Here is a 13767-nt window from a genome sequence, read left to right as displayed (position 1 = left end):
GTATCGGTCTTCCTGACTCGCGCGATAATCGGCAAAATACCGGAAAGATTATCCATTTTGAGTGGATAGTTGGGGCCATCGCTTGGGTGTGGGGTGTACCGAGCCAGGGGGGCGACTGCCCCAGAGCGATTGCCGCGTCTGTCGCGCGATTGCTGCTAATGCATGCGCGAACCGTGGGACAATCGGACGGATAATCCGACTAAATTCCTTGCGATTATCGATCAAGAGCGGATAATCAGTCTGCATGGACCGATTGACCAGCCTTGAAGTCTTCAGCCGGGTGGTCGAGACCGGCGGCTTCTCTGCAGCGGCCCGTAAGCTCAACATGTCGACCACCATGGTGAGCAATCACGTTCAGGCGCTGGAAGACCGGCTCGGCGTGAGGCTGCTCCAGCGCACCACGCGCAAGGTCAACCTCACCGAGATCGGCAGGGCCTATTACGACCGCTGCATCCAGATCCTCGCCGATATCGAACAGGCCGACGATATCGCGAGCGAGTTGCAGTCGGTGCCTCGCGGCCACGCTACGGATCCACGTCGCCACGCACATGGTGCCGTTCGTCGCGCCCGTGGTGGCGAAGCTCCTGTCGACCTATCCAGAGCTCAGGATTGATCTGCGCATGGGCGAAGCCGACATCGACCTCATCGAAGAAGGTTATGACGTTGCCCTGCGCATGACCTCACCGCCGGATTCGAGCCTGATCGTCCGCAGCCTCGCCACCTGGCGCCACGTGCTGTGCTGCTCGCACGACTATCTCGAAAGGCACGGTCGCGTGCAGAAGCTCGATGAGCTCACCGCGCACAATTGCGCCCGTCACTTGAACTATCCGTTCGGCGACGATTGGCGCTTCTTCGATCGCAAGGGCACGCCGGCATCGGTGCGAATTTCGGGCAGCTTCATCACCAACAGCGGTGAGGCCTTGCGAAAGGTGGCGCTGGAAAGCGCTGCCGTCTGCCTGATGGCGGGTTTTCTCGTCCAGGACGATCTCGAAGCCGGTCACCTCGTTCGCCTTCTGCCAGAGAATATCGTCCCGTCGAGATGTCGATGAACGCGGTCTATCCGCACCGGCATCATCTGTCGGCGAAGGTCAGGACCTTCATCGACATGCTCGTGCATCACAGCGCCGAGCAGCAGAAGCTGATCAATCCCTACTCATGACCGGGGCGGCGCCGGCAGCCGCCCGAACACTTTTTCGAGCGCCATGCCGACTGCAAGCAGGCAGCGATCGCTGCCTGCGGGACCATCCAGCTCGAGCCCGATCGGCAGTTTGCTGACCGCGCCGAGCGCAATCGGAATCTGGATTCCGGGAAGCCCGGCATTGCTGCCGGGATCGGTGTTCTGGATGAACAGGCCAAAATTTTCGAGGCTGCTGGCGTCGGGGTTGGAAGCGATCGCAACGCGCGGCGTGGTGGGGAAGGCGATGGCGTCGAGCCGGTTGTCCGCAAAGGTCCTGCCGTAGAGCGCCTGCAGGGCGGGACGCGCGGACTTGATGGCGGCCTCATAGATCGGGCCGGCATCGACCCAGGGTAGTGTCGGGACCAGGCAGTTTGCGCGGGATCACGAGGCCGTCATAGGTAGCCTTGACGTCGGGGCTCGCGATCTCCCGCGCCAGGGCGTCGATAGTAATGCCGGTGCCGGTGTGCGCGAGATAGGCCACCATGTCGTCATAGGCCTCGTACAGCGCGACGGGAAAGCCGACCTGGCCGTTAAGTTCGGCGAGCTGCGGCATCTCGATCTCGACGACCGTGACGCCCTGTGTCTTCACTTTCGCGACCGCCGCCTGGAATGCGGCATCGGTGTCGGTATCAAGATTGATCAGCATCGACCTGACGATGCCGATTCGTATCTGCTTCAGATCAGCCGGCTGAACGGCGTCGCCGCCCGCAATGACGCGGTCGAGCAGTTCGACATCCGTCATGGTCGCGGCCATCGGGCCCGCGGTGTCGCGGGTGTGCGAGATCGGCGCGATGCCACCTTGCGGATAGCGTCCGATGGTCGGGCGCAGCGACGCGCAGCCGTTCAGCGCAGCCGGCACCCTGACCGATCCGCCAGTGTCGGTGCCGAGCCCGCCCGCGACGATCCGCGCGCCGATCGCGGCGCCCGTTCCGGAGGAGGACCCGCCCGCGATCAGGGCGCGGTTATAGGCGTTGCGCACGCCGAACTCCGCGCCGGTCTTGAATGCGGTGTTGTAGCCGGAGATGCCGAAGGCGAGCTCGTGCATGTTGGTTTTGCCGATGATGACCGCGCCCGCGGCGCGCAGCTTTGCGACAACAGGCGCGTCAGCCTTCGGAACGTATTGCTTCAGCGCTGGCGTTCCTGCGCTACAGGGAAGCCCCGCGACCTCGATATTGTCCTTGATCACGACAGGCACGCCGCCGAGTGGCTTCCTCCTGTCGCCCGTCGCGTCGAATACGGCCGCAGCCTTCAGGGCGCCGGCCTCGTCCAGGGTGACGAAGGCATTGAGATCGGCATTGGCCTTGGCGCGGGCAAGAGCCTCCGTCGTGAGCGCGGTGCTCGTGATTTTTCCGGCGCGGAGGTCGGCCGCGGCCTGGGTCAGGGTCAACTGGTCGAAATCCATGATGCGTCACCCGATTGCAGGAGCGCCATCAGGGCGCCCCTCAGTTCCAGAGGCTGAAGCCTCGTCGGTGCCCCGTCAACCGTCGGCGCGCATCTTTGCAGGTGACGGCGCATCGAGCTCGGCCAAGAGCCGTTCGACCTCGGCCTTCACCTTTCCGATCGCGGCGTCTTTAACCGGCCCGTAGCCGCGGATATCCATCGGGGCTTTTGCAATGGCGATGAGGTCAGGCAGATGCGCTGCGTCGAGCCCGCCGAGCAGCCGTTTGATGACGCGATCGTACCAGGTGATCAGCTCCCGTTCGGCGCGCCGTTCCGCCGTGTAGCCGAACGGATCGAACGGCGTCCCGCGCAATCCCTTCATCCGCGCGAGCATGGCAAGCGGTGTCTGGACCCATTGCCCGAAGGCGCGTTTGCGCGGACGTCCGCGGGCGTCGCGCCTCGACGGCAGGAACGGCGGGGCGAGGTGATATTGGATGCTGAAGTCGCCTTCGAACTCGCCTTTCAACGCGTCGAGGAAACTACCCTGCATGTGCAGCCGCGCCACCTCGTACTCGTCCTTGTAGGCCATCAGCTTGAACAGGGCGCGCGCGACGGCCTCGGTCAACGCCTCGCTGTTCAAATTGGCTTCGGCATTGCGAACGTTTGCAACGAGTGTCCGATAACGCGTCGCGTAGACGCGGTCCTGATAAGCAGTGAGGAATTCGGCGCGGCGGTCGATCAATTGGTCGAGCGTCTCGGTCTTGGGCGACTCGTCCGTCTTCGGCAGAAAGTCCGGATCGGCAGTCGCGATCCGGCCCCAGGCAAAGGCCTGCTTGTTGCGCTGGACCGCGACGCCGTTGAGCTCGATCGCGCGCAGCAGTGCCGATAGCGAGACCGGCAGCAGCCCACGCTGCCAGGCAAAGCCCAGCATGATGATGTTGGCATAGACGGCATCGCCGAGCAGGCGCTCGGCAAGCGCGTTGGCGTTGATGGTGTCGAGATTGCCGTCGCCGATCACCTGGCCGATCGCGCGCAGGCGGGCGGGTGATGCGAGATCGGCGTCGCGGAAGCGGACGACGTCGCCGGTCGGCATCTCCGCGGTGTTGACCGCGGCGCGCGTGCCTTTCCGATAGGTGCCGGACGCTTTTGGCGAAGAACTGACGACGAGGTCGCAGCCGATCAGCGCATCGGCCGCGCCCTGGTCGATGCGCACCTGATGCAGCGCCTCGGGGTTTGGCGCAAGCCGGATATAGCTCAGCACCGGCCCGAATTTCTGCGCAAAGCCGGTAAAATCCAGCACCGAGACGCCGCTTCGTTCGAGATGCGCCGCCATGCCGATCAGCGCGCCGACCGTGATCACGCCAGTGCCGCCGACGCCCGTGATGAGCAGATCATATGGACGGTCGAGCGTTGCGGGCGCGGGCAGGGGAAGCGTGGCCGCGTGGCCGACAGCGTCGATCTGGCTCGCGCTCTTCTTTCGGCGCGTCGCACCCTCAACGGTGACGAAGCTCGGGCAGAACCCGTTGAGGCAGGAGAAGTCCTTGTTGCAGGATGAGAGGTTGATCTGGCGCTTGCGGCCGAACGGCGTCTCCTTGGGCTCGACGCTGAGACAGTTGGATTCGACCGAGCAGTCGCCGCAGCCTTCGCAGACGAGATCGTTGATATAGGCAAAGCGTTTGGGGTCGGCCATCTCACCACGCTTGCGCCTGCGCCGTTTCTCTGTGGCGCAGGTCTGCTGATAGATCAGCACCGAGACGCCGGAGATTTCGCGCAGCTCGCGCTGCACGCTGTCCATCTCGTTGCGCGGATGGATGGACACGCCGACAGGCAGGTCCCCTGGCGAAAATTGCGTGGGATTGTCCGACACCAACGCGATGCGCGCAACGCCCTCGGCGCGGACGCTGTGCGCGATGGCGTGCACGCTGACCGGGCCGTCAACAGGTTGGCCGCCGGTCATCGCGACCGCATCGTTGAACAGGATCTTGTAGGTGATGTTGGCTTGAGCCGCGATCGCCTGCCGGATCGCCATCGAGCCCGAATGATAATAGGTGCCTTCGCCGAGATTCTGGAAGACGTGCTTTTTGCCGGTGAAGCGTGACGAGGCCGCCCAGTTCACGCCTTCGCCGCCCATCTGGATCAGCGACGATGTCTCGCGGTCCATCCAGCTCGCCATGAAATGGCAGCCGATGCCGGCCAGCGCCTTCGATCCTTCCGGCACTTTTGTCGAAATGTTGTGCGGGCATCCGGAGCAGAAATACGGCGTGCGCGTCGCACCGCTGACATTGATCGTGCGCGCGGCCTCAGGCATCAAGCCGGCTGCGCGTGCGGCGAGGTTGAGCCCCGGAAACATCGGATCGAGCCGGCGCGCCAGCACGGACGCCAACGCGCGCGGTGACAATTCGCCGATCCAGGAGATCAGCCGCGCGCCGGTCTCGTCATGCTTTCCGACCATGCGCTCGGGCTTTGCGCCGGGATAGTCGTAAAAATATTCCTTGAACTGGCTCTCGATGATGCCGCGCTTCTCCTCGACCACGAGGATCTCGCGCTTGCCTTTCACGAACGCCATCGCGTCATGCAGCGCCAGCGGCCAGACCATGCCGACCTTGTAGATGTCGATGCCGATGCCGCGGCAGGCCGCTTCGTCCAGGCCCATCAGCCGCATCGCTTCCATCAAATCGAGATGCGCCTTGCCCGTGGTGACGATGCCGTAGGTGGCGCCCGAGATGTCGTAGATGTGACGGTCGATCGGATTGGCCTTTGCGAAGGCGTAGACCGCGTGCTTCTTCGCCTCCAGCCGCTCCTCGATCTGCGGCCCCGGCAGATCCGGCCAACGATAGTGCAGCCCGCCCGGTGGCGGCGCGAAGTCCGGCGTGTGGAAGGCGCGCGGCGGGCGCAGCGCAACGGACGCGCCGGATTCCACGATCTCCGAGATTGCCTTGAAGCCCACCCACATGCCGGAGAAGCGGCTCAGCGCATAGCCATATGCGCCGAACTCGAGATATTCGGCGACGCTGGCGGGGTGCAACGTCGGCATGAACCAGCTCATGAAGGCGACGTCGGACTGGTGCGGCATCGAGGATGAGACGCAGCCATGGTCGTCGCCGGCGACCACCAGAACGCCGCCATGCGGCGAGGAGCCGTAGGCGTTGCCGTGCTTGAGCGCATCGCCGGAGCGGTCGACGCCGGGACCCTTGCCATACCAGAGCCCGAACACGCCATCGACCTCGCGGTCGGCTTGCGTCTCGACCTGCTGCGAGCCGAGCACCGCGGTCGCGGCAAGATCTTCGTTCACTGCGGGGAGGAACTCGATGCGGTCGCGCTTCAGCCGCTCCGGGATGCGCCACAGTTCCAGATCGACGCCGCCGAGCGGCGAGCCGCGATAGCCTGAGATGAAGCCGGCCGTGTTCAGCCGCGCGGCACGGTCACGCCTGATCTGGTCCAGCGCGATGCGGACGATGGCCTGCGTGCCGGTGAGGAAAACACGGCCCTCGTCGCGATCGTAGCGGTCGGACAGCTCGTAGGCGTCGAGTGACGGAATGGCGTCCATGGCGGACCTCCCGCGGCATCCTTGCCGAATGGGAGAAGGGTAGACTTGGGTGACTGGTAGGTCTTACCTGATTTACCCGATGACGCGTCCGTTCTGGTAGAATTATCCGGTACGGTCTATAAGGTGGTTGGATAATCCATCTTGGTGGTTTGCATGATCGAAGACCAGGACGCGCGGATTCTCGCCTACCTTCAGAGGGACGGCCGCGCCACCAACCAGCAGCTCGCCGACGCGGTCGGCATGTCGACCTCGGCGTGCTGGCGCCGGGTGCGTGCGCTCGAGGAGAGCGGAGCCATCCAGGGCTATGCGGCCCTGGTCGCGCGCGAGCAGGCGGGCTTTGCGATGTCCGCGATCCTCCACGTCTCGCTGGAACGACACGACGCCAAATTCGTCGACGAGTTCGTCGCGCGGGTGACCACGCGGCGTGAGGTGCTGGAGTGCTTTGCGACCACGGGCGATGCCGATTATCATTTGCGTGTCGTGGTGCAGGACATGGCGGCCTAGGGTCTGTTGGGATTCAGGATTCTCATCGGGGCTTGGTTGTGATTCAAGCTTGGGATGGACCGATTCGTTTTGACTGACGCCCAATGGGCGAAGATGGAGCCGCATTGTCTTGGCAAGCCGGGAGATCCGGGCCGCAGCGGCAAGGACAACCGACTGTTTGTCGAGGCCGTTCTGTGGATCGCCCGAACCGGCAGTCCCTGGCGGGATCTGCCGGCGATGTTCGGCCACTGGAATAGCACATTCACGCGCTTTCGCGACTGGGTGAAGGCGGATGTCTGGAAGCGGCTGTTCGAGGCCATCTCCGACGATCCCGACATGGAATACGCCATGGTCGACGCCACCATCGTCAAGGTCCACCGCCACGGTCTGGGCGCAAAAGGGGGACGCAAAGCCAGGCGATCGGCCGCTCGAAAGGGCGGCATGACCACCAAAATTCTGGCGCTCACCGATGCGCTCGGCAATCTCGTGCGCTTCGTGCTCCTGCCGGGACAGCGTTTCGATACGGTGGGCGTGCCGCCGCTCATCGAGGGATTGGCCTTCAACGCGCTGATCGCTGATAAGGCCTTCGATAGCAACGCCATCATCGCCGAACTCGAAGCGCGTGGCGCCAAAGTCGTCATCTCCCAGCATCCGCGCCGTGCACAGCCTCTCGCCATCGACAAGGAGATGTACAAATGGCGGCATCTCATCGAGAACTTCTTCGGCAAGCTCAAGGAATTCAAGCGCATCGCAATGCGCGCCGACAAGACCGACCAGAGCTTCACTTCAATGATCTATCTGGCCGCGGCCGCGATAAACTCCAGATGAATCCCAACAGACCCTACAACAGATTCCTCGACGAGTTCATGTTCCGCATCCCCGGCATTCGCTACGTCCGCAGCAACGTGGTGCTGAAGGAAATCAAGACCAGCGTCGCGCTGCCGTTTTGAGGCAACTTCATCCGCGCCGCAGTTGGCGCAGCGACAGCATATGCAAGAGGATCGAGCTCGGCACCACGAAGGTAGGGGTCAGCACATTCGGAAAGGTGTCTACAGCCATGGCCGGGCCCTCTGGAATGATGAGCTGGAACGGACCCGGCGACATGATCATCCCCAAGGTGATCGCGACGGCGAAATCAGCGAGGCCGAAGATGTTCCAAAGCATCGCCGTTTTTCGACCCTCGACCGTTCCGGTCGCCAGGGCAATCGCCGCCGGTACCGCGAACAGGCCGGTCAACACATCGCCAGTTCCTGCCGGCAGCGCCCATAGGCCCGGCATCACCCCCCACAGCCAGTAAACGAGCCATTGGCTGCCAAAGACGCGGTAAAGCTGCAGGGCGATGAGCCACGTCATCGGCATTGCATCGAGCAACTGTCCCACCCGCTTCGACAGCAGCAACACCGGAGCAGCGACGATCACGGGCAGCAGCATCGCCGCCGGAAGCAGCGGCAGGGAGGAGGCACCGGTGCGGAATGCGCCGTTGATGGCTGCCGTCCAGGTGACGGCTGCCCACAGCGTGAAAGGAACCATGACGGCTAGCCAGGTCGCCTGGCGTTGTCTTGGCGTGAACGCTGTGCTTTCGAGACCGATCCACAAGCCAAGCGCTATCAGCCCGTGGGCCATCAGCCGAACGCCAAGGGCCGGAAAGCCGCTCTCCGGAAGCGCGGGTAGCGCGTAGATCAACCAGGTCCACAGCGTCGTGAACGCAACGATCCACATCAGGCTGAGCCAGGCGGGCCGCGGGGCCATCACGGCAGCGGAAACAGTATCGGCGTTCATCGGCGTTCCTCCCGCTGCGTCACGGTGGCTTCTTCCGCTGATCCGGCCCTCAAGAGAAGCATGAAGACGAGAATATGGCTGACGAGCAGCAGCGGCACGTAGAGGGCCGGGATATAAATTCCGGCGCCGAACAGGCCCGGATTCTGGATTTTGGTTACGCCCATGTAGTACGCATTTAAAAGGTCCAGCGTGCCCCAGACGTTGAATATCCAGACCATCGGAACGGCGATCGACCATCGCCAGGACAGCGCTGCCATCGACATGAGCGCGAGCGTGGCGGCGATGAGATCTCCCCATCCGACCTCGCTGGCGAAATCCGGGCTCAACTCCGAAGACACGAATCCGGCAACCATGAAGTTCATCCCCAAGAACCTGAACGCATGGAACGCAGCGAGAAGTCTCAGGGCGTCATGGCGCGGCATGGCGCGGAGCGCCGGCCAAACATAGATGGCGGCCACCACCGAGCTTGTCAGGAAAGCCCCGGCGACGCTGAGAACGAACGGAAGGTTAAAGCTCGGTGGCACGTTCGGATGTCCTTGTGATTGTCCGTCCGGTCGAGTGAGTCGAAGCCGGTCGTTTCGATCCGGCGTCGACGCGCGCTCAGGGTTTGGTCATGAGCAGCCGGAGCGGCATCAGCGGACCGACTGCAATGTATTCGTGATCGATGAGATCCTGCTTGGCGAGCGGCAGGGCGTCCATGATGGCGCGCCCTTCGATGACATCCTTGACATCCAGCAGGAAGACGGCTCCGCGCCCGTCGGACCGCGAATACCATTCACGAACCTTTCCATTGAGATAGAGCTGTACGGTCTGCCTGATTTCATCGGGCATGACGGCCATGACCTGTTCGCGTGTGACGCCTGGCCTGACGGACAGGATGACCATCACCCCGGTTGTGGGCGATGCGGCTTGTGCTTGGGCAGGGGATGTATCGGCCATGGAAGTCGCACCTATCAATGTGAGGGTGAGTGCCAAGACGGCGTGACGGATTGCTTTCATCGGTCTCATTTCTCCGATCACGGCGGTCGCCGTGGTGTCGCGAGTGTCAGCGCATGCGGCGGTGCTGCTTGCAGGCTGGATGTAAGGCTGCTTTGCACCGGCGACTATTCGCGATAATGTTGATGGGTTATGAAGCAGAACTTCACAGTCAGGCACGGTGCACTCGACGGCGTGGAGGCGTTCCTGAGTGTCGCCCAGCACCGCAGTTTCCGCCGGGCGGCCGCTGAACTCGGGGTCACGCCATCGGCCATCAGTCAGGCGGTACGAGCGCTCGAGGCGCGCGTGGGCGCGGCGCTCTTCATCCGCACGACCCGCAGCGTCGGTCTGACCGAAGCCGGCGAAAGGTTCTTTGCTCGCGCAAGACCAGCCTTCGAAGAGCTCATCGCAGCAAGCGGGGCGGCGCGTGAGCTCGGACAGCGGCCGGCCGGTCTCCTGCGTCTCACCGTACCGCGCTCGGTCGTGCCGATCCTGCTGGAGCCGGTGGTCGCGTCGTTCTGCCGGGCGTTTCCCGAGATTGAGGTGGAGCTTGCTGCAAGCGAAGAGCTGGTCGACCTCGCTGCCGGAGGTTTTGACGCCGGCATCAGGATGGGCCAGTTCATCACCCCAGACATGATCGCGGTGCGGCTGACGAAGCCGCTGCCGCTCATCATCGTGGGCAGCCCGGCTTACCTCGACCGCCGCGGCTGGCCCGAGCGCCCGGACAATCTGCGTGAGCACGCGTGCCTGAGATTGCGGCGATCGAACGGTGCGCTTGCATCATGGTCCCTCAACGACAACGGGCGTTCGATCGAGATCGCCGTTTCGGGACCTTTCATCGCCAACGACTTTCCCACGATGCTCGGCGCTGCCGTCGAGGGTGTAGGTCTTGCGCAAGTGCCCGCACCGCTCGCCGCCGGTGCCTTGACGACGGGAAAACTCGTCCACGTGCTGGAGCAATTCGCGCCGATGACGCCGGGGGTGTTCCTCTACTATCCCGGCCATCGACAAATCATGCCGAAGTTGCGAGCCTTTATCGATCATGTGAAGGGCCGCTCAGGAGCCACAAGCTGATCCGAGTCCGGATCTAACGAACTGACGCTGCCGTTTTGATCGAGCTGCGGGGTGCGCAAAAGTGTTCCTGCGCCGTGCCCCACCACGCAAGCAGCCTACCGCTCCTCCCCGCACGAACCTGTTCCGCAGCGTCCCGACACCGGTGATGTCGATCTCCACGACATCGCCGTGCTTGATGTCCGGCGACGCACCGTCGGTACCCATCCAGATCACATCGCCGGGCCACAGTGTGAAGTATTTCGTCAGCTCCACCAGGAACGCCACCACGCCGAAGATCATGTCGTTGGTGTGGAAGCGGTTGGTCTCCTTGCCATTGACCCGGACGACGGTTTCCATTTTCGCAAGATCGGCCTCGGTTTCGATCCATGGGCCCATCGGCTTGAACGTGTCGGCGTTCTTCGACCGCCACAGGCTGCGGTCGGCCTTCTGCCAGCTCCGCTCGCTGACGTCGTTGCCGATGGTGTAGCCGAACACGCAATCCATCGCGGTCTGTTTGGTGAGATGCTTCACCTTCTTGCCGATGACGACGACGAGCTCGCCTTCATAGTGGATCTTGTCCGTCGCAAAAGACGGGATCACGACCTCCTCGTCATGGGCGATCAGCGCGTTCTGTGCGCGATAGCCGATCTCGGGCCGATCAGGCACGGCCGGCACCTCGCCGCGCTTGTCGGCGGCCTCTTTCAGGTGTTTCAGGTAGTTCAGGCCGACGCAGTAAAACGTGCGCGGGATCAGCGGCAGCTCGATCTTGACCTGCGACAGCGGATGCGTGCGCGAGGTGCGCTGCCATTCGCCAAACGGATCGCCGGTGACCGCGATCACCTGGTCGCCCTCGACGATTCCCCATGAAGCCTTGTCCGAGGCGGTGAATTTCAGCCAGCGCATGCCGTGTCTCCGTTGCTATTCCGCGGCATGGCGCGGCTGCATTTTCCAGGCGCCGGCGGCCGGCCGCTTGAGCCCGAGATTTTCCCGCAGCGTCTTGCCGCGATACTCCTTCTGGAATAAGCCGCGCCGCTGCAATTCCGGTACGATATGTTGCACGAAGTCGGCATAGGAGCCGGGCACATAGGTCGCGGCGATGACAAACCCGTCGCAGCCGCGCTCGACGAACATCTCTTCGAGCTTGTCCGCGATCTCCTTGGGACCGCCGACCATCGCATCCTGGACCTGACCGCGGCCGGAAAAGGTGACGAAGTCGCGCGCGCTCGGATTGCTCTTTCCAGAGTTCTTGAGCACGCCGTCGCGGATGCCCAGAATGCCCTGCATGCTCTTCAGCTCTTCCGTCGTCAGCGGCGCGTCGAGATCCTTGGAGGCGAAATCGTAGTTGAGCGCTTCGGCCAGCAGCGACAGCGCGTCGATCTGCAGCGGCAGCTTGTTGATCAGCGCCATCTTGTCTTCGGCCTCGGCTTTGGTCGCGGCGCAGACCGGCGTCGTCAGGTTGCAGAGGAACATCGCTTCCGGATCGCGGCCGGCTTTCGCGGCCTCGTTACGCACCGCCGCATAGCCTTCCTTGGCGGCGGCGAGGTTGCGCGCGGCGGTGAAGATCACCTCACCCCATCGTCCTGCAAAGCGCTGGCCGCGGCCGGACGCGCCGGCCTGGATGATCACGGGATGGCCCTGGTCCGAACGCGGCACGGTGAACGGACCGCGGGACTTGAACGCCGGCCCCCTGTGATCGAGCCGCTTTACCTTGGCCGGATCGGCAAAGCGGCCGCTCTTTTTGTCCATGATGAGCGCGCCGTCTTCCCAGGTATCCCAATGGCCGAGCACCACCTCCATGAACTCGTCGGCCTTGTCGTACCGCGAATCATGTTCGGGATGAGAGGCGCGCCCCATATTGTGTGCCTCGCCGTCGTTGAGCGAGGTGACGACGTTCCACCCGGCGCGTCCACCGGACATCAGATCGAGCGTTGCGAAGCGGCGGGCGATGTCGAAAGGTTCGAAATAAGTCGTCGAGCCGGTCGCCCCCAACCCGAGCTTCTCTGTAACCATACCCATCGTGGTCAGCACGATCAGCGGGTCCATCTTCACGCAGCGGATGCCGTATTCGACGGTGTGGGCGTGATCGTTGCCGTAGCGGTCCGGCATCGCCAGGCGATCGTCGAAGAACGCCATGTGGAACTTGCCGGCTTCGAGGATCCTGGCGATCTCTTGATAATAGTCCGCCGACATCGAATCGTCGCGCGAGTCCGGATGCCGCCACGAGCTCGGCAGATTCGTGCAGTTTTGCGCCTGGAGGAAGCCGACCAGTACCATCTGTCGCGCCATGCTGCTGTTCTCCAAAATACCGTCAGGCCAGATCGAGGACCGTATCGAGTCCGTATTCGCGCGCCAGCGCCCGCAGTTTTTCCCAGGTCGCATCCTCGATCTCGATGCCGTCGCGCAGGCGCTGCTGCTCGCGCACGCCTTCGATCTCACCGGGATAGTAGACGCCCTTGCTGCCCTCGGACGGCGGAGTCGATTTCAGGTATCGCGCGAAATCCGCGACCTCACGCTTGAACGCCTTCAGCGGGCGGAACGCTGCGACGTTGAACACCGCCATGAAGCAGCCGTCATTGTGCCGTCCCGTCGGCTCGACGCCGAAGCCGAGGCCGGTGAGCAGGCCGCAAAGGACCTCGACCATGGCGGCGAGGCCGCTGCCCTTGTAGCCCTCGGTGCCGCCGAGCGGCAGCAGGGCCCCGCCCTTGCGGTATTGGGTCGGATCGGTGGTGTGTCGTCCTTCGGCATCGATGATCCATCCCGTCGGAATCTCCTCGCCGCGGGCGACCGCGAGCTGGATCTTGCCGGCCGCCACCGCAGAGGTCGCCATGTCCAGGTAGAAGGGCGCATCGAGATCGGACGGCACCGCGATCGAGATCGGATTGGTGCCAAGCCGCGCCTCCTTGCCGCCGAACGGCGCCACGTGTTTCGGTGAGCGGCCGGAATCTGCCGTTGCGATCCCGATCATGCCTTCGCGCATCGCCATCAGCGGATAGGCGGCGAGGCGGCCGACATGGCTTTGCCGGAACACGGTGCAAGCGGCGACATTCGCCGTCTTCGCCTTCTCGATCGTCAGCGCCATCGCCTTGGCGTTGACGTGGAAGCCGAAACCCCAATGGCCGTCGATCACGGTCGTCGTCGGCGATTCCCGGACGATGCTCCATTTGGCGCCGGGCACGATGTGGCCAGCCTTGATACGGTCGATGTAGGTGGGAACAGCGATCACGCCGTGGGAATCATGGCCGGCGAGATTGGCGTTGACGCAGCCGATCGCGACCGCGTCAGCCTCTTCCTCGGAAGCTCCGGCGGCACGAAGCAGCACGGCGCTGACGCGCGTGAGGCGGTCGGCCTTGACGATGGGCATCGCGTTTCCTCG

At 63.6% G+C, this 13767-nt stretch carries 9 protein-coding genes and 4 pseudogenes; 5 read left to right on the top strand and 8 right to left on the bottom strand.

The features are described 5' to 3' along the window. Window positions 1–244 precede the first annotated feature (244 nt). Window positions 245–1159: pseudogene (locus ACVWW3_RS26270) on the top strand (LysR family transcriptional regulator). On the opposite strand, the pseudogene iaaH reads toward ACVWW3_RS26270, so the two are convergent. Continuing rightward, window positions 1154–2579: pseudogene (iaaH, locus tag ACVWW3_RS26265) on the bottom strand (indoleacetamide hydrolase). The pseudogenes ACVWW3_RS26270 and iaaH sit on opposite strands and share 6 nt — an antisense overlap. A 75-nt stretch (window positions 2580–2654) precedes the next feature. Next, on the bottom strand, window positions 2655–6104 hold the full coding sequence (locus ACVWW3_RS26260) for an indolepyruvate ferredoxin oxidoreductase family protein (protein WP_456648180.1): 3450 nt from the start codon (window positions 6102–6104) through the stop codon (window positions 2655–2657). A 153-nt stretch (window positions 6105–6257) separates the two neighbouring features. Between ACVWW3_RS26260 and ACVWW3_RS26255 the strand changes: the two are divergent. The 3 genes and pseudogenes from ACVWW3_RS26255 to ACVWW3_RS26245 form a co-directional block, all read left to right on the top strand. After that, window positions 6258–6605: pseudogene (locus tag ACVWW3_RS26255) on the top strand (Lrp/AsnC family transcriptional regulator); the annotation flags it as partial. 57 nt (window positions 6606–6662) lie between these two features. Beyond that, window positions 6663–7415 carry an IS5 family transposase gene (locus tag ACVWW3_RS26250; RefSeq protein WP_456672179.1) on the top strand — a complete coding sequence of 251 codons (753 nt, stop codon included), beginning with the start codon at window positions 6663–6665 and terminating at the stop codon, window positions 7413–7415. Between the two features lie 14 nt (window positions 7416–7429). Further along, window positions 7430–7537: pseudogene (locus tag ACVWW3_RS26245) on the top strand (AsnC family transcriptional regulator); the annotation flags it as partial. Window positions 7538–7544: 7 nt separating this feature from the next. Here ACVWW3_RS26245 and ACVWW3_RS26240 read toward each other — a convergent pair. From ACVWW3_RS26240 to ACVWW3_RS26230, 3 genes are all read right to left on the bottom strand, one after another. Continuing rightward, window positions 7545–8366, bottom strand: coding sequence for an MFS transporter (locus tag ACVWW3_RS26240; RefSeq protein ID WP_456648182.1), 822 nt, complete (start codon window positions 8364–8366; stop codon window positions 7545–7547). Next, entirely contained in the window at window positions 8363–8890 is a 528-nt protein-coding gene (locus tag ACVWW3_RS26235; protein WP_456648183.1) for a hypothetical protein, read from the bottom strand. Before ACVWW3_RS26235 ends, ACVWW3_RS26240 begins: the two co-directional genes overlap by 4 nt. Before the next feature lie 76 nt (window positions 8891–8966). Next, window positions 8967–9305 (bottom strand): hypothetical protein, encoded by a 339-nt coding sequence (locus ACVWW3_RS26230; RefSeq protein WP_456648184.1) that lies wholly within the window; start codon window positions 9303–9305, stop codon window positions 8967–8969. 189 nt (window positions 9306–9494) lie between these two features. Between ACVWW3_RS26230 and ACVWW3_RS26225 the strand changes: the two genes are divergently transcribed. Then, on the top strand, window positions 9495–10415 hold the full coding sequence (locus tag ACVWW3_RS26225; protein WP_247446234.1) for a LysR family transcriptional regulator: 921 nt from the start codon (window positions 9495–9497) through the stop codon (window positions 10413–10415). On the opposite strand, the gene ACVWW3_RS26220 is transcribed toward ACVWW3_RS26225, so the two are convergent. Genes ACVWW3_RS26220 through ACVWW3_RS26210 form a run of 3 tightly spaced genes read right to left on the bottom strand, consistent with a single transcriptional unit; the run spans window position 10398 to window position 13755 of the window. Beyond that, the gene (locus ACVWW3_RS26220) at window positions 10398–11297 is read right to left on the bottom strand and encodes a fumarylacetoacetate hydrolase family protein (protein WP_456672178.1); all 900 of its coding nucleotides are present in this window, start codon (window positions 11295–11297) and stop codon (window positions 10398–10400) included. The two genes, ACVWW3_RS26225 and ACVWW3_RS26220, sit on opposite strands and share 18 nt — an antisense overlap. 15 nt (window positions 11298–11312) lie before the next feature. Beyond that, entirely contained in the window at window positions 11313–12680 is a 1368-nt protein-coding gene (locus tag ACVWW3_RS26215; protein ID WP_456648185.1) for an LLM class flavin-dependent oxidoreductase, read from the bottom strand. 22 nt (window positions 12681–12702) lie between these two features. Then, window positions 12703–13755 carry an Ldh family oxidoreductase gene (locus tag ACVWW3_RS26210; RefSeq protein WP_456648186.1) on the bottom strand — a complete coding sequence of 351 codons (1053 nt, stop codon included), beginning with the start codon at window positions 13753–13755 and terminating at the stop codon, window positions 12703–12705. Window positions 13756–13767 lie beyond the last annotated feature (12 nt).

The organism is Bradyrhizobium sp. LM2.9 (assembly GCF_054056555.1).
The sequence above is the reverse complement of the archived record's forward strand: the minus strand, read 5'-3'. Positions and strand labels throughout refer to the sequence as shown.